This is a genomic window from Demequina pelophila, from assembly GCF_000971175.1.
In the GTDB taxonomy this organism is placed as follows: Bacteria; Actinomycetota; Actinomycetes; order Actinomycetales; family Demequinaceae; genus Demequina; species Demequina pelophila.
Map to the genome: position 1 here is coordinate 45,773 of NZ_BBLY01000006.1, position 18,733 is coordinate 64,505.

Annotated in this window: 21 protein-coding genes; 19 read left to right on the forward strand and 2 right to left on the reverse strand. The window is 74.9% G+C overall.

Translation table 11 applies throughout. The features are described from left to right. The first annotated feature begins 7 nt into the window (after positions 1-7). The 6 genes from AOM03_RS10000 to AOM03_RS10020 all read left to right on the forward strand — a co-directional run bounded on the left by AOM03_RS10000 (position 8) and on the right by AOM03_RS10020 (position 5,448). Complete coding sequence (locus AOM03_RS10000; protein ID WP_062380920.1) at positions 8-955, forward strand: LppM family (lipo)protein; 948 nt, start codon at positions 8-10, stop codon at positions 953-955. Positions 956-973: 18 nt separating this feature from the next. Beyond that, the gene (locus AOM03_RS10005) at positions 974-2,257 is read left to right on the forward strand and encodes an MFS transporter (RefSeq protein WP_082092326.1); all 1,284 of its coding nucleotides are present in this window, start codon (positions 974-976) and stop codon (positions 2,255-2,257) included. 310 nt (positions 2,258-2,567) lie between these two features. Continuing rightward, entirely contained in the window at positions 2,568-3,425 is an 858-nt protein-coding gene (locus AOM03_RS10010; RefSeq protein ID WP_062380925.1) for an ATP-grasp domain-containing protein, read from the forward strand. 95 nt (positions 3,426-3,520) lie between these two features. Further along, the gene (locus tag AOM03_RS12735) at positions 3,521-3,685 is read left to right on the forward strand and encodes a hypothetical protein (protein ID WP_156157703.1); all 165 of its coding nucleotides are present in this window, start codon (positions 3,521-3,523) and stop codon (positions 3,683-3,685) included. Between the two features lie 75 nt (positions 3,686-3,760). After that, on the forward strand, positions 3,761-4,234 hold the full coding sequence (locus AOM03_RS10015; protein ID WP_062380928.1) for an SRPBCC family protein: 474 nt from the start codon (positions 3,761-3,763) through the stop codon (positions 4,232-4,234). Positions 4,235-4,293: 59 nt separating this feature from the next. Then, positions 4,294-5,448: a MalY/PatB family protein gene (locus tag AOM03_RS10020; protein WP_062380930.1), complete on the forward strand. Its 1,155-nt coding sequence runs from the start codon at positions 4,294-4,296 to the stop codon at positions 5,446-5,448. A gap of 69 nt (positions 5,449-5,517) precedes the next feature. Here the strand turns inward: AOM03_RS10020 and AOM03_RS10025 are convergent, their stop codons facing one another. Beyond that, entirely contained in the window at positions 5,518-6,243 is a 726-nt protein-coding gene (locus AOM03_RS10025) for a class I SAM-dependent methyltransferase (RefSeq protein ID WP_062380931.1), read from the reverse strand. An 86-nt stretch (positions 6,244-6,329) separates the two neighbouring features. Between AOM03_RS10025 and AOM03_RS10030 the strand changes: the two genes are divergently transcribed. From AOM03_RS10030 to AOM03_RS10045, 4 genes are all read left to right on the forward strand, one after another. Next, positions 6,330-6,953, forward strand: coding sequence for a hypothetical protein (locus AOM03_RS10030; RefSeq protein ID WP_062380933.1), 624 nt, complete (start codon positions 6,330-6,332; stop codon positions 6,951-6,953). A 121-nt stretch (positions 6,954-7,074) separates the two neighbouring features. After that, positions 7,075-7,566, forward strand: a complete 492-nt coding sequence (locus AOM03_RS10035) for a copper chaperone PCu(A)C (protein ID WP_062380935.1) — start codon at positions 7,075-7,077, stop codon at positions 7,564-7,566. Continuing rightward, complete coding sequence (locus tag AOM03_RS10040; protein ID WP_062380937.1) at positions 7,566-8,810, forward strand: Dyp-type peroxidase; 1,245 nt, start codon at positions 7,566-7,568, stop codon at positions 8,808-8,810. The genes AOM03_RS10035 and AOM03_RS10040 overlap by 1 nt, the downstream gene beginning before the upstream one ends. A 95-nt stretch (positions 8,811-8,905) precedes the next feature. Continuing rightward, a complete protein-coding gene (locus AOM03_RS10045; protein ID WP_062380940.1) occupies positions 8,906-9,802 on the forward strand; it encodes a phosphotransferase in 897 nt (298 codons plus the stop codon). On the opposite strand, the gene AOM03_RS10050 is transcribed toward AOM03_RS10045, so the two are convergent. Beyond that, the gene (locus AOM03_RS10050; RefSeq protein ID WP_062380943.1) at positions 9,796-10,632 is read right to left on the reverse strand and encodes a siderophore-interacting protein; all 837 of its coding nucleotides are present in this window, start codon (positions 10,630-10,632) and stop codon (positions 9,796-9,798) included. The genes AOM03_RS10045 and AOM03_RS10050 overlap by 7 nt on opposite strands. A gap of 144 nt (positions 10,633-10,776) precedes the next feature. On the opposite strand from AOM03_RS10050, the gene AOM03_RS10055 reads away from it, so the two are divergent. From AOM03_RS10055 to AOM03_RS10095, 9 genes are all read left to right on the forward strand, one after another. Next, a complete protein-coding gene (locus AOM03_RS10055) occupies positions 10,777-11,343 on the forward strand; it encodes a GNAT family N-acetyltransferase (protein ID WP_062380945.1) in 567 nt (188 codons plus the stop codon). A 262-nt stretch (positions 11,344-11,605) separates the two neighbouring features. Further along, the gene (locus tag AOM03_RS10060) at positions 11,606-12,523 is read left to right on the forward strand and encodes a DUF2202 domain-containing protein (protein WP_062380947.1); all 918 of its coding nucleotides are present in this window, start codon (positions 11,606-11,608) and stop codon (positions 12,521-12,523) included. A 1-nt stretch (position 12,524) separates the two neighbouring features. Further along, positions 12,525-13,220, forward strand: coding sequence for a response regulator (locus AOM03_RS10065; RefSeq protein ID WP_062380949.1), 696 nt, complete (start codon positions 12,525-12,527; stop codon positions 13,218-13,220). Beyond that, positions 13,217-14,293 (forward strand): sensor histidine kinase, encoded by a 1,077-nt coding sequence (locus AOM03_RS10070; RefSeq protein ID WP_062380951.1) that lies wholly within the window; start codon positions 13,217-13,219, stop codon positions 14,291-14,293. Before AOM03_RS10065 ends, AOM03_RS10070 begins: the two co-directional genes overlap by 4 nt. A gap of 90 nt (positions 14,294-14,383) precedes the next feature. Continuing rightward, a complete protein-coding gene (locus AOM03_RS10075) occupies positions 14,384-14,827 on the forward strand; it encodes a DUF6174 domain-containing protein (protein WP_062380954.1) in 444 nt (147 codons plus the stop codon). A gap of 58 nt (positions 14,828-14,885) precedes the next feature. Further along, positions 14,886-15,365 (forward strand): cation:proton antiporter regulatory subunit, encoded by a 480-nt coding sequence (locus tag AOM03_RS10080; protein ID WP_062380956.1) that lies wholly within the window; start codon positions 14,886-14,888, stop codon positions 15,363-15,365. 3 nt (positions 15,366-15,368) lie between these two features. Then, complete coding sequence (locus AOM03_RS10085; RefSeq protein ID WP_156157705.1) at positions 15,369-16,658, forward strand: cation:proton antiporter; 1,290 nt, start codon at positions 15,369-15,371, stop codon at positions 16,656-16,658. 138 nt (positions 16,659-16,796) lie between these two features. Then, entirely contained in the window at positions 16,797-18,152 is a 1,356-nt protein-coding gene (locus AOM03_RS10090) for an MFS transporter (RefSeq protein ID WP_062380958.1), read from the forward strand. A gap of 7 nt (positions 18,153-18,159) precedes the next feature. Beyond that, positions 18,160-18,669 (forward strand): GNAT family N-acetyltransferase, encoded by a 510-nt coding sequence (locus AOM03_RS10095; RefSeq protein ID WP_227589963.1) that lies wholly within the window; start codon positions 18,160-18,162, stop codon positions 18,667-18,669. The last annotated feature ends 64 nt before the right edge of the window (positions 18,670-18,733 follow it).

Consider the following 18,733-nt stretch of genomic DNA (forward strand, 5'->3'; position numbering starts at 1 on the left):
AGGGACGATGCGCAGGCTGGCGGCGGTGGTCGCGCTCGCCGTGGCCGTGCTGGCCGGGTGCGTGCGCGTCACGAGCGAGACGACGCTCGGTGAGGACGACACGTTCTCGCAGCACGCGATCGTGGCGATCTCCCCGTCCGCGCTCACCGCCCTGAGCCAGCAGCTGCCGCTGCTCGACCTGCCCGCGGGCATCGACGTCGACGGCCTCGAGGACACGGATCTCAAGGACACGGATCTCGAGGACCTCGCGGGTCTCGACCCGGCCGACCTGCTCGACCCCGCCACGATCAGGGACCGGCTCGCCCCGCTCGAGGAGGCCCATCCCGGCTCGACCGAGGTGGAGCCCTACGAGGACGAGGACGGCCGCACCGGCGTCGAGATCACCGTGACCGACGTCCCGCTCGAGGCGCTCGAGGACGCGAGCCAGGCCAATCCCCTGGCCGGTCCCGCCGCCGTCACCCGCGACGGAGACACCTACGTCGTCGAGGTCACCACCGGCGCGGCGTCCCAGCTGGCGCAGTCGGGCCTGCGCGCCTCGGACCTCAGGCTCGTCGAGAGCGCCGTGGACATCGGCGTCGCCTTCACGTTCCCCGGCCTGGTGCGCGAGGCGAGCGCGGGCGAGGTCAGCGGCAGGACCGTGACCCTGGGCCTGGGCGACCTGCTGTCCTCGGACGACATCCGCATCGTCGCCGGCGCCGACCGGGAGATCGACTGGGAGCCCATCCTGAAATGGGGCCTGGTGGCCCTCGGAGCGATCGTCCTCATCGGCGGCGCCACCGCGCTCGTGGTGCAGGACCGACGCCGCCGGCACCGCACGAACCTGCCGCCGCCGCGCGCCGCCGGCGAGGGGCCCGGCACCCTCACCACGCGGGGCGGGGACGAAGCACCGCCCGCGGGTCCCGCATCGTCCCCGGAGACCGAGGGCCCCGCACCGGAGGACCCCGAGCGCCCCTGACCCGGCCCCGGTGAGAGCATGGACCCCGTGCTGTCGCCCTACCGGACCGTCCTGAGCCACCCCGGCGCGCCCGCGTTCGCGCTGGCGGGCCTGCTGTCGCGCCTGCCGATCAGCATGTTCAACATCTCGGTCATCCTCATGGTCCAGATCCAGTACGACAGCTACTCGATGGCGGGCCGCGTGGCGGCCATCGGCGTGCTCGTGTGGTCGCTGCAGACGGTGCCCACCGCGCGGCTCACCGACCGGCTGGGCCAGCGCGCCGCGATGATCCCGCTCACGCTGCTGTTCGTGCTGGGCTCCGCGCTCACCGTGGCCACCGCGATGTCGCACGGGCCCGAGTGGCTGCTGTGGATCGGCGTCGCGCTCGGCTCGATGTCGGGCCCGCTCGGCTCCCTGACGCGCGCCCGGTGGTCCCACCTGCTCGAGCGGGACGAGGACATCCACACCGCCTTCGCGCTCGAGAGCACGCTCGACGAGCTGCTGTTCATCTCCGGGCCGGCGCTCGCCACGATCCTCGCGACCGCGGTGTGGCCGCCGCTGGGCATCATCGTGTGCGCGGTGGGCATGGTGATCGGCATGACGCTGCTGCTCGCGCAGCGCTCGACCGAGCCGCCGCCGCGCACGGACGGCGACGGCGCGTCGCTGGGCTGGCGCATCCCGCCCGCGGTGCTGGGGGTGTCGGTCATCTCCGCCGGGATCGGGCTCCTATTCGGCGCGTTCGACATCTCCGTGGTCGCGTTCGCGGAGGAGCAGGGCCACAAGCAGCTCTCCGGCGTCCTCATCGCGATCCTCTCCGCCGGCTCGCTGCTGGGAGGCCTGATCTACGGCTCGCGCCATTGGCGGGCACCGCTGTGGCAGCGCACGCTGGCGACCACGGGCGCCCTGGCGCTGGGCTTCGGCGCGCTCAGCCTGTCCGGCAACCTGCTGGTGTTCGCCGTGCTCGGCTTCGTCGCGGGCATCGCGATCGCCCCCACCATCACCAATGCGGACACCGTGGTGCAGCGGGTGGTGCGCCGCGACCAGATCACGGAGGGGATGGCGTGGCTGCGCATCGGCCTGGGCATCGGCGTCTCGGCCGGTGCGTGGGGCGCCGGGCACCTCATCGAGACCTCGGGCGCCCAGACCGGCCTCCACCTGGCCGCCGGCGCGGGGCTGCTCACCTTCGTCATCGCCCTGGCGATGGTCGGCACGATCCGCCGCGGCACGCGTCGTCCGGGGGCCGAGTCCATCGAGGCGCACGGTCCCGCGGCGCGCGAGGCCGACGACTTCGTCGAGCAGCCGCCCACCCCGCCGAACGTCTGATTCTCGATGCCGAAACACCGCTCCCACCTGGGATCTCGGTGCGGCACAAGTTTCCCCTGGGTGCGCACCCAGGGGTGACGCCGTCACCGGGGACCTAGGTCCCCGGACGGCCCTGCATGCGCGACGTACCTTTGGTGTCACACGAACTTTGGGCGTCACGGAAGCCGCTCATCAGAACGTGGCTCGGGCGACCATCCGGGGACTTGGTCGCCCGAGCCGCACCCCTTCCGCGCGTCGGCGTCCCGCTCCCTCCCCCAGGGACGCCGACGCCGGGACTTCTCCCCCCTGCACCCCCGCTACCGTGGGGCGCGTGCGCATCGCCCTTGTCACCACCCGCGAGCTTCCCGTCCCCGACGCGGACGAGGACCTGCTCCTGCCCCACCTGCCCGAGGCCACGCTGGTCGCATGGGAGGACCCAGACGTCGACTGGGCGGGCTTCGACGCCGCCTTCATCCGGTCGACGTGGAACTACCAGGACCACCGCGACGACTTCCTGGCCTGGGCCCGCGCCGTCGAGCTGACGACCGCGCTGCACAACCGGCACGCGACGCTCGCGTGGAACACGGACAAGCGCTACCTGGCCGACCTGGCGGCGGCGGGCGTGCCCACCGTCCCCACCGCGTTCGTCGCTCCCGGCGAGCGCGCGGGGGACGATGCCCTGGCCGGCCACGTGGTGGTCAAGCCCTCGGTGGGGGCCGGGTCCAACGGCGCCCGACTGCTGCGGGACGACCCGGCGGGCGCGGCGGCGCACGTCGCGGCGCTGCACGCGCGCGGCCTCACCGCGATGATCCAGCCCTACCTCCACGAGGTGGATGAGCACGGCGAGTCGGCGCTCATCTTCGTCGGCGGCGCGCTGTCGCACACGGCGCGCAAGGCCGCGATCCTGTCCCGCGACATGTCGTGGGCGACCGGGCTGTACGCCGACGAGAAGATCGCGCCGGCCGCGGCGACGCCCGCCGAGCGCGACGTCGCGGCGCGCGTGCTCGAGGCCGCCGCCCGCCTGGGCCACGACGACCTCGCGTACGCGCGGGTCGACCTGCTCCCCACCCCCGACGGCCCCGTCCTGCTCGAGCTCGAGCTCGCCGAGCCGAGCCTGTTCCTGGGGCTCGACCCGGAGGCCCCGGCGCGCGCGGCCGCGGCGTTCCGTGCGCGGGCGGCGCGCGGCTGACGCGCATCGAGACGCGGCCCGGGAGGGACGGCGCGGGCGGCCCTGCCGCAACCGTCCCTCTCGGGGCTAGGGTGGACCTCGCGGAGGTGGGTCACATGAGGCGCATGCTGGGACGATGGCTGATGCTGGCGTTGGTGGTGCCGCTCATCGCGGCCGCGCTGGGGATGATCGCGGATCGGCTCGAGGAGCGCTCCGGCGAGCCGACCAAGGTGGTGAAGGGCCTGCGCGCGGGCCGGTCGGTGCTGCGCGCCGCCTCCTGAGCGCTTGACGCGCCGGGCCCGCCCTATCAGGCTGAGCACCGGGGCGGAGGCGCCGCCCGCCACCAGGGGTGACGCGTGATCGAGGTCAGCTTCGAGGCTCCCGCCGAGCCGCTCGCGATCGTCGCCACCACGCGCCTGCCGCACCCGGTCGCCCGGGTCTGGCAGGCCTACACCGAGCCGCTCTTCCTGCAGCGCTGGTGGGCGCCGCACGGGTACACCAACCGCGCGGCGGAGATCGACGCCACCCCCGGGGGCGCGTGGCAGCTGGTGCAGACGGACTCCGCGGGCAATTCGTTCTCCTTCTACGGCCGCGTGGAGAGCCTCGAGCGCCAGTCGCTCCTGACGCGCACGCTCGTGTCGGAGCTGTTCCCGGACGTGACGGTGCGGGTGCGCGTGGAGATGGCGGGCACGGCCCACGGCACGCTCGTCGCGACCTCGTACGTGTTCCCCGACGAGCGGGCCCGGGCAGGCTTCCTCGGGCTCGGCGGGGTCGAGCGTCTGCGCGAGGAGCTCGAGCGGCTGGACGCCCTGCTCCTCGAGATGCGCTGAGCGGGTCGCCCCGCCCGTCGCGCCGCCACCACCGCTGGGCGCGCCCGTAGGATCGCGGCATGACGCCCGCCGGCACCTTCACCGACCCGTTCACCGTCCCGCTCGCGCGCCTGCGCGAACGCACGTCCGCCAAGTGGCGCCACTACGACGCGGACGTGCTCCCGCTGTGGGTCGCGGAGATGGACGTCGACCTGGCCGACCCGATCCGCGAGGCGCTCGAGCGCGCCATCCGCGACGGCGACATGGGCTACCCGGGCTCCACGCCGTACGTGGAGGCCTTCGGCTCGTTCGCGCGCGACACCTGGGGCTGGCAGGTCGACGAGGCGCGGGTCGCCCCCGTCCAGAGCGTGATCCTGGGCTACGTCGACGCCCTGATCGAGCTCACCGACGCGGGCGGCGAGGTCATCGTCAACCCGCCGGTCTACCCGCCCTTCTTCCAGTACCTGATCCAGGCGGATCGCGCGATCCGCGAGGCGCCGCTGGGCGCGGACATGCGGCTCGACCTCGCCGCGATCGACCGCGCGATGGCGGAGGCGACGGCGGGCGGCCGGCGCGCCGCCTACCTGCTGTGCAGCCCGCACAACCCCGGCGGCACGGTGCACACGCGCGAGGAGCTCGCCGCCGTCGCGGAGCTGTCCCGCCGCCACGGGGTGCCCGTGGTCTCCGACGAGATCCACGCACCCATCGTCTATCCCGGCGCCACCTTCGTGCCCTACCTCGAGGTCGATCCGACCGGCATGGCGCTGCACGCGGCGTCCAAGACGTGGAACCTCGCGGCGATCCCCGCGGCCCTGCTCGTCGGCGGCCCCGAGGCCGCCGGCTTCGACTCCTACCGCGCCGGCAAGCACCACTCGCCCACCCACCTGGGGGTCATCGCGCAGACGGCCGCCTACAACGAGGGCCGCGACTGGTACGCCGGGCTCATGGCGGGGCTCGACCGCAACCGCCTCCTGGTGCGCGACCTGGTCGCCGAGCACCTGCCCGGCGTCTCCTATCTGGTGCCCGAGGGCACCTACCTCACGTGGCTGGGCTTCGGCGACCTGCTGGGCGACGAGCCCGCGTACGCGCTCATCGAGCGCGGCCGCGTCGCGCTCAACAACGGCCCGTACTTCGGCACCGGCGGCGCCCGCCACGCCCGCCTCAACATCGCGACGAGCCCGGCCATCCTCGAGGAGGCGGTGCGACGCATCGGCACCGTGCTCGCACAGGGATAGACCCGGGACGATGCGCGGGCCGGGTGGGCCGGCCACGTGCGCGTCCGCGCGGGGCGGGGCGGGCGGCGTTCAGTCGGCCGGACGGTCCCAGGTGAGGGTGTAGCGCCACAGCAGCTCGCGCGTGTACTCGCTGCCGGGGAGCAGCTCCTTCGCCACGCGCTGGACGTCCGCGAAAGTGTGCGGCGCCGGCCACGCGCACTCGCAGCCGTGGTCCCAGTAGCCGCGGAACAGGCGGTGGAACTTGTCCACGAAGGTCGCCCACACATCGCGCGGCAGGTCCTGCGGCCAGTTGGACTTCGCCATCCCGACCACCAGGAGCCGCCCGCCGGGGGCGACGAGCCCCTTGAGGCGGGCGAGCCCGGCCTCGAGGTCCATGTGGTGCAGGGTCGCGGAGGCGGTGACCACGTCGAAGCCGCCCTCCGGCAGGTCCTCGGTGAGCACGTCGCCCACGCGGTAGCCGATGGGGGCCGACATCGCGGGGGCGACCTCGGGGCCGGTCCCGCCGTCGCCGTCCTCGCCGTCCTCGCCGTCCTCGCCGCCGGACTCGAGCAGCTCCACCGTGGTGGCCTGACCACGCGCCCGCGCGATCGCCTCGGGGTCGGAGTCGATCCCCGTCACCGTCAGGCCCCGGGCCGCGAGCGCCCGGGCCAGGTGGCCCTCGCCGCAGCCCACGTCGAGCGCCGTGCGGGCATGCTCCGGGATGGTGGGCAGGAGCCCGTCCATGTAGTGGATGTTGTAGTTCCAGCGCTGGTGATCGGGCCGCTCCGTCGCGGCGGCCGGGGTGGGGTCCGTCATGCGCCCATTCTCCCCGACCCCGCGCCGCCGCCGGCACCACCACGGCGGGCCGGGACCTGAGTCCCGGATCTGGCACCATAGCGGCTATGACGGATGCGGCGGCGAGGCTGGGCCGCGCGGCGGGCGCCGCGGGCCTGTCCACACTGGCCGCCCTCACGCTGCACCTGGCGGCCGGGGGCCACGGCGCCTCCGCCGGCGCCGTGCTCGCGTGCTTCGCGGCCGCCTTCGCCCTGGCCGCGCAGCTGGCCGGCCGGCCGCTGGGGCGCGCCCGCCTCGCGGTCATCGCGCTCGCCTCGCAGCTGCCGTTCCACCTCGCGTTCTCCGCGGGCGCGAACCCGGTGCCCTCCGCCGCTCACCCGGCCGCCACCGGGCACCACCACGTGGGGCTGGGCGCAGGCATGGCCGACGTGGCCGGGGCCGCGGCCGCCGCCCACGACGGCGCCGGCATGGTGCTCGCCCATGCGGGCGCCGCGCTGATCACGTACGCGGTCGTCCGCCACGCCTCCCGCATCGCCGACGCCGCGCGGTCCGTGGCCGATCTGCTCGCCGCCGCGCTGCGCGCCGCCCTCGTCCCCGCCTCCCCGGCGACGCCGCCGCACCGGGCCCGCCCGAGCATCGTCCCCCGGGGCGCCGCGCCCACCCGCGACGGCGTGCGCGCGGCGCGGGCCAGCCGGGCGCCTCCCGCGCCGGCGCTCCCCCTGCCCGCCTGACGGCGGCGGCCCCGCGCCTCCCCGTCCACGCCGCGCGCGACACCGCGCCACGGCCCCGCCGCCCTGTGCGCGGCACCCAGACCTCACCCGCGCCCCCGCGCGCGCCTCCCCGGGAGACCCCATGCACACCCGCACCCGCCGGGCGGCGGCCCTCGCCGTCCTCGCCCTGCTTCCGCTCGCCGGCTGCGCCGGCACCGACGCCGCCTCCTCCGAGCCCCTCGCGATCGCCGACGCCTGGGTCAAGACCGCCGAGTCGGGCATGACCGCCGCCTTCGGCACCCTCACCAACTCCACCGACGCGGACATCACCGTCACCGGCGCGAGCACGCCCGCGGCGCCCATGGTCGAGCTCCACGACGTCATCGACGGCACCATGATGGAGGTCGACGGCGGCTTCACCGTCCCCGCGAACGGCACCCTCACGCTCGAGCCGGGGGCGCTGCACCTCATGCTGATGAAGATGACCGAGCCGATCATCGCAGGCGACGACGTCGCGATCACGCTCGAGCTGTCGACGGGCGACACCCTCGAGTTCGAGGCGCTCGCCAAGGACTTCGACGGCGCCGAGGAGGACTACGAGTCCGACCACGACGACATGTCCCACGACGGCTGATGACCGACCGCTCCGCCCCGGGACCCAGCCGGCGGCAGCTCCTCCTGGGAGGAGGGGCCGCCGCCGGCGCTGGCGCGCTCGCCGCGCTCGGGGCGGAGCGCGCCGTCGCGGCGGCGGCCGGACCCGCCGCCGACGAGGCGGGGGTGAACGGCGCGCGCACGGTCCCCTTCCACGGCCCCCACCAGGCCGGCGTGACCGCCCGCCAGGGCGCCCACGCGACCTACCTCGCCTTCGACCTCGACCCCGCGACCGACCGCGACGGGCTGCGCGCGTGGCTGCGGCTCCTCACCGACGATGCGGCGCGCCTCACCCAGGGCCGCGGCGGGCTCGCCGACCTCGAGCCCGAGCTGGCCGCGCGCCCCGCCGGCCTCACGGCGACCATCGGGCTGGGCCTCGCCACGGTCGAGCGCGCCGGCGCTCAGCCGCCGTCGTGGCTCGGGCCGCTGCCCTCGTTCCCCATCGACGCGCTCGAGGACCGCTGGAGCGGCGGCGACCTCGTGGTGCTGCTCCAGGGCGACGACCCGACCGCGGTGTCCCACCTCGCGCGCATGATCGTGCGCGACTCGCGCGCCCACGGCACGCTGCGCTGGCGCCAGACCGGCTTCCGCCGCGCCTACGGCACGGACGCGCGCGGCACCACCTTCCGCAACCTGTTCGGGCAGGTCGACGGCTCGACCACGCCCGCGCCGGGCACGGCCGAGTTCGACGCCGCGGTCTGGGCGAGGGACGATGCGCCGGGCTGGCTTCAGGGCGGCACCTCCCTGGTCCTGCGGAGGATCGCGATGGACCTCGAGGGCTGGGACGCCGTCGACCTCGCCGGGCGGTCGAACGCACTGGGCCGCGACCACGCGACCGGCGTGCCGCTCACCGGCGGCGAGGAGACCGACCCGATCGACCTCGCGGCCGTCGGGCCCACCGGGCTCACCGTGGTCAACCCCGTCTCCCACGCCGCCCGCGCCCACGAGACGGACCCGACCCGGATGATCGTGCGCCTGGGGCACTCCTACGACGACCCGGTCGAGGACGGCTCGCTCGACTCCCGTGGGCGGCCGGCGGTGTCCAACGTGGGGCTGCTGTTCGGCTCGTGGCAGGCGGACGTGACCGCCCAGTTCGTGCCCCTTCAGGAGCGGCTCGCGCAGGCGGATCTGCTCAACGAGTGGACCACGCCGATCGGATCCGGCGTATGGGCGATCCCGCCCGGGTGCGCCGAGGGCGGGTTCATCGGGGAGACGCTCTTCGCCTGAGCCCCCCGGGTGGGTTGCGAGGCCCAGGGGACGATGCGGGCCCCCGGCGGGGCGCTCCGGTCGCGGGCCCCGGTCGCCCCGGATAGCCTCGCGGCATGGGCACAGTGCCGTGGTCATCGCCCGTCGCGGACGTCGAGATCACCTTCGACCTGGCGGCGGATCTGCTCTCCGGGGCGCACCCGGACCTCGCCGACCTGCCCCTGGGGACCCGGCACGAGGGCTGGGACAACGTCACCTACCGGCTGGGCGAGGACCTGGCCCTGCGGCTGCCGCGCCGCGCGCTCGCCGCGGAACTCGCCTCGCGAGAGCACGCGTGGCTGCCCGGGCTCGCGCGCGAGTGGGCCTTCCGCACGCCCGTGCCGGTGCGCCTGGGCGCCCCCACCCCCGACTACCCGTACGCGTGGTCGATCGTGCGCTGGGTCGAGGGAGCCCACGCGTACGACGAGCCCCTGACCGCCGCCGGAGCCCGGCAGCTCGGGTCCGCGCTCGGGCAGCTGCACGTGCCGGCGCCGCCCGACGCGCCCCGCAACCCCGTGCGCTCCGCGCCGCTGGCCGAGCGGGCCGAGCGCTTCGACCGCCGTCTCGAGCGGCTCCTCGCGGCAGGAGTCCCGGTCGACGAGGAGTCGATGCGGCAGGCCTACGCCGAGGGCGCCGCCCTCGCCCGCCCCGCCGCCACCTGGGCGCACCTGGACCTGCACGGCGCCAACGTGCTGAGCCTGGGCGGCGCTCTCGCGGGCATCCTCGACTGGGGCGACCTGGGTGCCGGCGACCCGGCCACGGACGTGGGCCAGGCGTGGTGCCTGGTGGGCACCGCACTGCGGCCCGCCCTCCTCGCCGGCTACCGGGGCACGGTGGGGGCGCTCGACGCGCACCTGACGGCGCGGGCCCGGGCCGAGGCCGTCGCGTACGCGGCGACGCTCGCCACCCTTGACGAGGACCCCTACCGGGCCGCGGGACTCGCGGCGCTCGCGGACCTGGGGATGGTTCAGTAGCCCATGCGCTGCAGGAGCGGCTCGATCTCGAGCCAGTTCTCCTCGTCGGGGCGGTCCTCCCGCCACAGGGACGCGTACTCGGCGCGCTGCTCCTCCGTCGCGGCCTCCCACACGCGCATCGCGCGGTCGAGGTCCGCGTGCCAGTAGCCCACGATCCGGTAGTGCGTGAGCGGCAGCGCGAACTCGCGGCGCAGCAACTGGCGGATCCGGCGCGAGTGGACCGACTCGCACGCGACCCAGACGTAGGAGCGCGCGTCGGGCTCGAGCAGGTCGGTGGTCGCCGCGAGCCCGGAGAGCGCGTCCTTGAGGACCGATGCGCCGATCCCGTTGCCGCCCACGACCCAGTCGACCTGGGCGACGGCCGCGGTCGGCAGGTCCCGCGCATCGTCCAGCGAGGGGACCTCGACGATCACGCGGAACTCCTCGTCCGGGCCGGCTTCCGCGAGCGCGCGGGCGATCGCGGGCAATGCGGTGAGGTCGCCCGCCATGACGCGCACGCCGGAGTCGGCCGGGGGCCCGTAGTAGGCCTTGGGGTCGGAGATGCGGGTGCGGGCGCCCGGTGCGGCGGCCCGCGCCCAGGTGGCGCCCGGGCCGTCGCCGTGGAGGAAGGCCTCCAGCTCGAAGCCGTCGGCGGTCACGGCGCTCACGGTGTAGTGGCGGGAGCGGTGGCCGTCGGGGTCGTCGGTGAGGGCGCCCACCTCGACGTGCACGAACTCGTCCGGGCGGCCGGTCGAGGACCAGCCGGGCTCGTCGAGGCGCAGCCGGATCCGGACCATGCGCGGGCCCGCCTGCTCGACCGCGGTCACCGTCGCAGCGTGCACCGTCTCCATGGGTCCCCCTCCGGCCGTCGCGACACCTCGGGCGAGGCTCGCCGTGACCGAGCCAGTGTAAGCCCTTACGCAACGACAGTGTTGTCGAATTCGAGCGCGCGTGCCTCTTACGCGACCGGGGTGGTCGCCCCTATGGTGAGCCGTGTGCCGTTCGCCCCTCTCACGACCGACCGGTTGGTGCTGCGCCCCTTCACCGCGGCCGACGCCGAGGACTTCGCCGAGCGCCGCTCGGACCCCGAGACCGCGATGTATCAGGCGTGGCGAGTCCCGTACTCGGTGGAGCGGGCGCGCGATCTGATCGCCTCGATGGAGGGCCGCGAGGGCCCCATCCCCGGGGGCTGGTACCAGCTCGACATCACGCGGACCGCGGACGGCCGCACGGTGGGCGACATCGCGATGTACCTGCACGAGCACGGCCACACCGCGGAGATCGGCTACACGCTCAACCCCTGGGCCCGCCGGCGCGGGTACGCCACCGAGGCGGCCGCCGCGGTGCTCGACCTGCTCGTCGACGTCACCGGCGTCCACCGGATCGAGGCGAGCACGCACCCCGCGAACGAGCGCTCGATCGCGGTGCTCGAGCGGCTGGGCTTCACGGCCGAGGGCGTCCGCCGGGAGGCGTTCTGGGTCGAGGACGAGGTGAGCGACGACGCGATGTTCGGGCTGCTGGCCCGCGAGTGGCGGGCCCACCGCACCGCCATGCGGCTCTGAGTCGGCGCCGGACCGCCCTGTGCGACGGGAGGGATGTTGCGCGCGCGTCGCTCCGCGAATTCATGCGCGATGCACGCGCGGCTTGTCGGGCCCGCGCGGCGTGCATCGTGCATGAATTCGCGTAGGTGCGCGAACACACCTGCCCGACCCCCTTCCCACGCCACCGCCGCGCGCCCGCGGCTTCATCGAATCTTCACGAGGGCGCCCCTGGGGGCTTCACACCGGCGCGATGGACTGGGCTCATGAAGGAAAGGAGCCCATCATGAACACGCGACGCACCATCATCGCCGCGGCCGGGGCGGGAGCGCTGCTCACCGCCGGGATCGCGGGGGTCGCCTGGGCGGACTCGTCCGGCGACGCCACGGACGACGACACCGCCACGACCGAGCCCGCGCTCGAGCAGGATCGCGACCGCCTCAACGATGGAGAGGCGACGGAGGACGCCGGCCGGTACGGCCGCCACGGCGGCGGCATGGGCATGCGGGGCGGCGAGCGGGAGGGCGGGTACGGCCAGGGCGCCGGCGCCGATGCCGACGACGAGACCGCCGCTGACGACGAGACCGCCGCCGGCGCCTGCGGAGACGGAACCGGCCCCGGCCGCGGGGAACGCGGCGGCGGTCGCCAGGGCGAGGACGGCCGCGGCGACATCGGCACCCTCATCCCCGACGTGGAGGGCGAGGCGAGCCCCGACGAGGCGGACAGCCTGGCGTTCATGGCCGAGGAGGAGAAGCTCGCCCGCGACCTCTACGCCGAGCTCGCGGACACCTGGGACCTGCGGCAGTTCGCCATGATCGCGCGGGCCGAGCAGCACCACCTCGACGCCGTGAGCGCGCTGCTCGACGCCTACGACCTCGAGGACCCGACCGAGGGCGCCGAGCCCGGCGAGTTCACCGACGCCGACCTCCAGGAGCTGTACGACACGCTGCTCGCGGAGGGCGCCCGGTCCGAGACCGCCGCCCTGGGCGTGGGTGCGCTCGTCGAGGAGACCGACATCGCGGATCTGCGGGCGCAGGACGTCGACGCCGACGCGATCGCGACCGTGTACGCCCGCCTCGAGGCCGGCAGCGAGCGTCACCTCACGGCGTTCGTCCGGGCGCTCGACGACGCGGGCGAGCCCTACGCGGCGCAGGTGCTCTCGCCCGGCGAGGTGGAGGACATCACGGGCGTGCCCGCTCCGTAGGATGGCGAGCGTGGCCGCACGCACGGTGCTGGTAGTCGACGACGAGGCCAATATCAGGGACCTCGTCGCCGACTATCTGCGCCATGACGGCTTCGAGGTCCTGCAGTCCGGCTCCGGCGAGGAGGCGCTCGACCTCCTCGCCCGCACGGCGGTGGACCTGGTGATCCTCGACGTGCGGCTGCCCGGCATCGACGGCGTGGAGACGCTCCGACGCCTGCGCCGCTCCTCCGACGTGTACGTGCTCATGCTCACGGCCCGCAGCGAGGAGGCCGACCGCATCGTGGGCCTCGAGGTGGGCGCCGACGACTACGTCACCAAGCCCTTCAGCCCGCGCGAGGTGGTCGCACGCGTGCGCACGCTCCTGCGGCGCCGCGACGCGCCCGCCCCGGCGAGCGACAGCATCGTCGCCGGGCCTCTCACGCTCGACCCGGGCGCCCGCGAGGCGCGCGTCGACGACCGGCCCGTCGAGCTCACCGCCCTCGAGTTCGATCTGCTCGCCGCGCTCGCCTCCGCGCCGGGGCGCGTGTTCACGCGCCGCCAGCTCATCGAGCGCGTGTGGGGCTGGGACTTCTTCGGCGATGAGCGCATCGTCGACGTCCACGTGCGCAAGCTGCGCCGGGCGCTCGACGACCCGGCCGACGATCCGCGCCTGGTCCTCACCGTGCGCGGGGTGGGCTACAAGCTGGCGGCGTCATGAGGTCGCTGCGCGCACGCCTGCTCGCCTCGCACCTCGCGGTCGCGGCGGTCGGAGTGATCGCGCTCGTTGCGGTCGGGGGCTGGGTCGCAGGGGTGCTGGTCGAGCGCCGGGTGGGCCGGATGCGCGGCATGACCAGCACGGCCGATGCGCGGGAGGCCCTCGAGGCGGCGCTCCCCGCCGCGCTGGGCTGGGGCGCCGCGGCCGGCATCGCGAGCGCGGCGATCGCAGCGGCGCTGGTCGCCCGCCGCGTCGTGCGCGCGCTCGCCGGCTTCCAGGAGGCCTCGCGCCGCATCGCCGACGGCGACTACGCACACCGCATCCCGCCGCCGCCCGAGGCCGAGCTCGCCGCGGTCGCCGCGGACATCGACGCCCTCGCCGCACGCCTCGAGGAGGGCGAGACGCGCCGGGTGCGGCTCATCGACGAGGTGGCGCACGAGATGCGCACGCCGGTCACCACCATCCGCGGCTCCATGGAGGCGCTGCTCGACGAGGTGGCGGAGCCCACGCCCGAGGTCTTCGCGCGGGTGGCCGCCGAGGCGGCACGCCTCGAGCGCCTCGCCGCGGACCTGTCCACGCTGTCCCGCGCCGAGGAGCGCGCCCTCACGCTGGCCCTGGCGCCCGCGGACCTCGCCGCGATCGCGCGGGACGCGGCCGACCGGCTCGCACCCCAGTTCGAGCACCGCGGGGTCGCCCTCCGGGTCGACGGCCCCGGCCCCGTCCCCGTGCACGCCGACCGCGACCGGGTCCTCCAGATCCTCATCAACCTGCTGGGCAACGCGCTCGCGCACACGCCCGGCGGCGGCGCGGTGACGCTGGCCTGCGTGCGCGAGGGCACCACGGCGCGCGCGACGGTGACCGACACGGGCCGGGGGATCGCGCCCGAGCACCTCGACAAGGTGTTCGAGCGTTTCTACCGGGTGCCGGGGGACGATGCGCCGGCCGGCCGGGGCATCGGCCTCACCATCGCGCGGGCCCTGGCCCGCGCCCACGGCGGCGACCTCGCGGCCGCCTCCGAGGGGACGGGGCGCGGCGCATCGTTCACCCTGACCCTGCCCCAAACGTCCCAGATGTGACGTTTGCGGGTCACGGAACGGTCACACCCGCGTCACATTCGTGCGTCGCCGCTTGAAAGTCCCGGCGGCCCGCCGGGACGATCGTGAGCCGTGTCTGAACGTGCGCGGCGGCGCGTCCTCAGGGCCGTCGCGACCGCGACGGCCCTCCTTGTGCTGTCCGCCTGCCACGCCGCCGGCACCCCGGCCCCGGCATGGACCGAGCCCTCGGACTACACGTACGACGCGGCCGTGACGGTCTTCGGCCCCACCGCGGGCCGCTGGCGCATCACCGTGCGCGGGAGCTCCGTCGTGTCGGCGGTGCCGCTCGACGCCGAGGCGGAGACCGCGAGCCGCGAGGGCCTGGTGGAGCCGGCGGACTTCCCCACGCTCGCGCAGCTCGAGGAATGGCGCGCCCAGGCCGAGTCCGAGGGCGCGGATCTCGCGCGCCTGTCGCGCCGCGCCGACGGCGCACCCGTGACGCTCGAGCTCGACATGAGCGCGACCGCAGCCGACGACGACTACCACCTCACCGTCAGCGGCATCTCGACCCCGTAGGCATCGGGCCCGCCGCATGCGTAGCCGCGGAGGCCGCGCGCGTGGAACAGTAGGCCCCATGGAGATCTTCGAGACCCCGCTCCCCGGAGTCGGCGTCCGCTACGAGTTCACCGCCGAGGGGGGCGATCACGTGGGAGTGATCGTCCGCCGCGACGGCAAGCGCGACATCGCGCTGTACGACCGTGAGGACCCTGACGCGTGCCGCGGCACCGTCGAGCTGTCGGAGGGCGACTCCGGCAAGCTGGCCGAACTGCTGGGCGGCACCAACATCACCGCGCGGCTCGAGGATCTGCGCCACACCATCGTGGGGCTCGCGATCGAGTGGGTGACCATGCCCGACGCGGGCGGCCTGGTGGGCCGCAGCCTCGCGGACGGCCGCATCCGCTCCGAGACCTCGGCCAGCGTGGTCGCGGTGATCCGCGACGACCAGGGCATCCCCGGCATCCAGCCATCCTTCGTCTTCGAGGCCGGCGACACCGTCCTGGTCATGGGCTCCGACGAGGCGGTGGACCGAGCCGCCGCGATCCTCACGGGCTGACCCATGGAGCTCGCGACCGCACCCATGACGGGCATGCGCGTCGTCGCCGAGAGCGCGCACGAGGAGACGTCGGCCGTCCTCATCGAGCTCGGCCTGGTCTTCCTGGTGCTCGCCATCCTGGGACGGCTCGCCAACCGCATCGGCGTGCCGTCCATCCCGCTGTACCTGCTCGCGGGCCTCTTGATGGGCGACGGCGGATTCATCCCGATCAGCGCCGGCGAGGAGTTCCTCGAGACCGGCGCGCAGATCGGCGTGGTGCTCCTGCTGCTCCTGCTGGGCCTCGAGTACTCGCCCGCCGACCTGCGGGTGGGCATGCGCACCACATGGAAGGCGGGCATCCTCGACCTGCTCGCCAACGGGCTGCCGGGCTTCGCCGTGGGGCTGATCCTCGGGTGGTCGCCCACCGCATCGGTCCTGCTCGGCGGCGTCACGTACATCTCCAGCTCGGGCATCATCGCGCGCCTGCTCGACGACTTCGACCGCCTCGCCAACCGCGAGACCCCGGTGATCCTCTCCCTGCTCGTGATGGAGGACATCGTGATGGCGGTGTACCTGCCCATCGTCGCCGTCATGCTCATCGGCGCGACGATCCTCCAGGGCGCCGTCGCCGCGGGCATCGCGATCGGCATCGTGGGCGTCGCGTTCGTCCTCGCGTCGCGCTTCTCCCACCACGTCTCGCACGCGGTGCACTCGCATTCGCGCGAGCTGCTGCTGCTGGGCGTGCTGGGCCTCGCGTTCCTGGTGGCGGGGCTCGCGGAGGCGGTGCAGGTGTCCGCCGCGGTCGGCGCGTTCCTCCTGGGGCTCACGCTGTCGGGCAACGTCGCGGACCAGATCCGCGGCCTCCTGCCGCCCCTGCGCGACGTGTTCGGCGGCATCTTCTTCGTGTTCTTCGGGATCGGGATCGACCCGCGCGACCTGTGGCCGGTCCTCCTGCCCGCCCTCGCCCTCGCCCTCGTCACGGGCGTGACCAAGGTGGGCACGGGCATCTGGGCGGCCCGCCAGGCGGGCATCGGCCCCAAGGGCCAGTGGCGCACCGGACTGTCCCTGGTGCCGCGCGGGGAGTTCTCGATCGTCATCGCGGGGCTCGGCGTCTCCGCCGGCATCCAGCCGCTGCTGGGACCCCTCGCGGCCGCGTACGTGCTCATCCTCGCGGTCGTCGGCTCGGTGCTCATGCGCTACGCCGACCGCATCCCGTCCCCGTTGAAGAAGCCCGCGGCGCGCCACCCTCGCACCTCGCGGCCGCCGCGCTCGTCGAAGTCGGCCGGCTCGTCGAGGACCGCCCCGGGCGTGTGAGACCATGTGCCATCCTCCCCGCTCGGGGCCCCGGCCCCACGGATGACCATCGGGGAGGATGCGCCGGTCACGTCGCGCGGTTGGCGTGGCACGCGCAAGGACGCGCACCCTTGACGATCCTCCGAGGTGCCTAGCTCCATGCTCTCTCCGTATCGCGACATCCTGTCGTTGCCCGGCGCCCGCGCGTTCACCGCGTGGGGGCTGCTCGCGCGCGTGCAGATGGGGCTCACCGGCCTGGGCACGTTCCTGCTGGTCCAGCTCGAGTACGGCCGCTACGAGTACGCCGGCATGGTGGTCGCCGCGATCGCGGTGTCCTATGCGGCGATCTCCCCTCAGGTGGGCCGCCTGGTCGACGCGTACGGCCAGTCGCGCGTGCTGCGCTGGGGCTTCGCGGTCGCGATCGCGGGCCGGCTCGCGATGATCGCGGCCGTGCTCGCGCACCAGCCCATCTGGGTGGTGCTGTGCCTCGCGCCGCTGTTCGCCGCGGGCGGCACGCAGTCGACGCACACCCGCGCCCGCTGGACGCACGTGGTCCCCGACCGCCACGCCCTCAACACCGCGTTCTCGCTCGAATCCTCGCTCGAGGAGGTGCTGTTCATCGGCGGGCCCGCCATCGCGACCATCCTCGCCACCCAGGTCGCGTCCTGGGTCCCCGCGGCGGTCGCGGTCGTCAGCCTCGCCGTGGGCGGCTACGGCTTCCTGGCGCTCACGGACACCGAGCCGCCGGCCCGCCGCCGCGACGCCCGCCGCCGCCAGGGTGAGCTGCAGCACGCGAGCGCGCTCGTCATCGACGGGTCGATGCCGCGCATCGGCGCCGCCGCGTCGACCGCATCGGCCCACCCGCCCGCCCGCCGCAGCTACCGCGGCGCGCTGCGCGGCCACCTGCTGGTCACCACGCCCGCCCTCGTGGTCACCACGGTGATCTTCGCGACGCAGGGCGCACTGTTCGCCTCCGTCGATGCCTCCACCGTCGCGTTCGCCGAGGAGCTGGGGCATCAGCACTGGTCCGGCCCGGTGCTCGCCGTGTTCGCGCTCGGCTCGCTCACCGGCGGGCTCCTCTACGGCTCGCGCGCCTGGACCCGCACGCTCGCGTCCCGCCTGCTGTGGGGCGTCTCCGCGACCGGGCTGGGCGCCGCATCGTTCATCCTCGCGCCCAACCTGGCCGTGCTCGGCGCGCTGATGTTCATCACGGGCCTCGCGATCGCGCCCACCATGGCCGTGGGCGACGGCGTCACGCACGCCCTGGTCCCGCGCTCCCGCCTGACCGAGGGCATGACGTGGACGCGCACCGGCATGGACCTGGGGATCGCGGCCGGGGCGTGGCTGGCCGGCTGGATCATCGACCGGCATGGCTCCGAGGGCGGCTTCCTGGTCACGGCGGTGGCCGGGCTGCTGGGCGTCGCGGTCGCCGGCGCGGCCTGGCGCTACCTGCGCACCCGCCGCGCCTACGAGGAGCAGGTGAGCCGCGACGAGCCGCTCGCCGTCGCGGGATGATGGCCCCGTGATCCGCACCGCCGACGCGATGGCCGACTCCCCCGCCATCGCCCGCATCTACGACCACTACGTCCGCCACGACACCGCCACGTTCGAGACCGAGCCGGTGTCCGCCGACGTGCTCCGCACGCGCATCGAGGCGGTGGCCGCGCGCGGGCTGCCGTGGATCGTGGCCGAGGACGACGGCCGGGTCGTGGGATACGCGTACGCCGCGCCGTTCCGCGACCGCGCGGCCTACGCGCACACGCTCGAGTCGACCATCTACCTCGACCACGGCGCGCGCCGCGCCGGGCTGGGCACGGCGCTCTACGCGGAGCTGCTCGCGCGCCTGCGTGCGCTGCCCGGCTCCTGCGCCCACGCCCCCGTCCACTCGGTGATGGGGGTGATCGCGCTGCCGCACCCGGGGTCCGTGGCCCTGCACGAGCGGCTGGGCTTCACGCACGTGGGCACGGTGCGCGACGCCGGGCTCAAGTTCGACCGGTGGATCGACGTGGGGTACTGGCAGCTGTTGCTGTAGCCGCGCCGGCGGCCCTCCCGACCCCTCCGCGGGCACTCACCAGGGATGACAGGGTTGCATCACC

Bases quoted from the DNA above. Each gene is read 5' to 3' on its own strand.
- AOM03_RS12735 (WP_156157703.1), top strand. From the start codon at position 3,521: ATGAGGCGCATGCTGGGACGATGGCTGATGCTGGCGTTGGTGGTGCCG.
- AOM03_RS10090 (WP_062380958.1), top strand. From the start codon at position 16,797: ATGCTCTCTCCGTATCGCGACATCCTGTCGTTGCCCGGCGCCCGCGCG.
- AOM03_RS10030 (WP_062380933.1), top strand. From the start codon at position 6,330: ATGACGGATGCGGCGGCGAGGCTGGGCCGCGCGGCGGGCGCCGCGGGC.
- AOM03_RS10035 (WP_062380935.1), top strand. From the start codon at position 7,075: ATGCACACCCGCACCCGCCGGGCGGCGGCCCTCGCCGTCCTCGCCCTG.
- AOM03_RS10050 (WP_062380943.1), bottom strand. From the start codon at position 10,632: ATGGAGACGGTGCACGCTGCGACGGTGACCGCGGTCGAGCAGGCGGGC.
- AOM03_RS10085 (WP_156157705.1), top strand. From the start codon at position 15,369: ATGGAGCTCGCGACCGCACCCATGACGGGCATGCGCGTCGTCGCCGAG.
- AOM03_RS10070 (WP_062380951.1), top strand. From the start codon at position 13,217: ATGAGGTCGCTGCGCGCACGCCTGCTCGCCTCGCACCTCGCGGTCGCG.
- AOM03_RS10065 (WP_062380949.1), top strand. From the start codon at position 12,525: ATGGCGAGCGTGGCCGCACGCACGGTGCTGGTAGTCGACGACGAGGCC.
- AOM03_RS10060 (WP_062380947.1), top strand. From the start codon at position 11,606: ATGAACACGCGACGCACCATCATCGCCGCGGCCGGGGCGGGAGCGCTG.
- AOM03_RS10020 (WP_062380930.1), top strand. From the start codon at position 4,294: ATGACGCCCGCCGGCACCTTCACCGACCCGTTCACCGTCCCGCTCGCG.
- AOM03_RS10080 (WP_062380956.1), top strand. From the start codon at position 14,886: ATGGAGATCTTCGAGACCCCGCTCCCCGGAGTCGGCGTCCGCTACGAG.
- AOM03_RS10025 (WP_062380931.1), bottom strand. From the start codon at position 6,243: ATGACGGACCCCACCCCGGCCGCCGCGACGGAGCGGCCCGATCACCAG.
- AOM03_RS10045 (WP_062380940.1), top strand. From the start codon at position 8,906: ATGGGCACAGTGCCGTGGTCATCGCCCGTCGCGGACGTCGAGATCACC.
- AOM03_RS10000 (WP_062380920.1), top strand. From the start codon at position 8: ATGCGCAGGCTGGCGGCGGTGGTCGCGCTCGCCGTGGCCGTGCTGGCC.
- AOM03_RS10040 (WP_062380937.1), top strand. From the start codon at position 7,566: ATGACCGACCGCTCCGCCCCGGGACCCAGCCGGCGGCAGCTCCTCCTG.
- AOM03_RS10005 (WP_082092326.1), top strand. From the start codon at position 974: ATGGACCCCGTGCTGTCGCCCTACCGGACCGTCCTGAGCCACCCCGGC.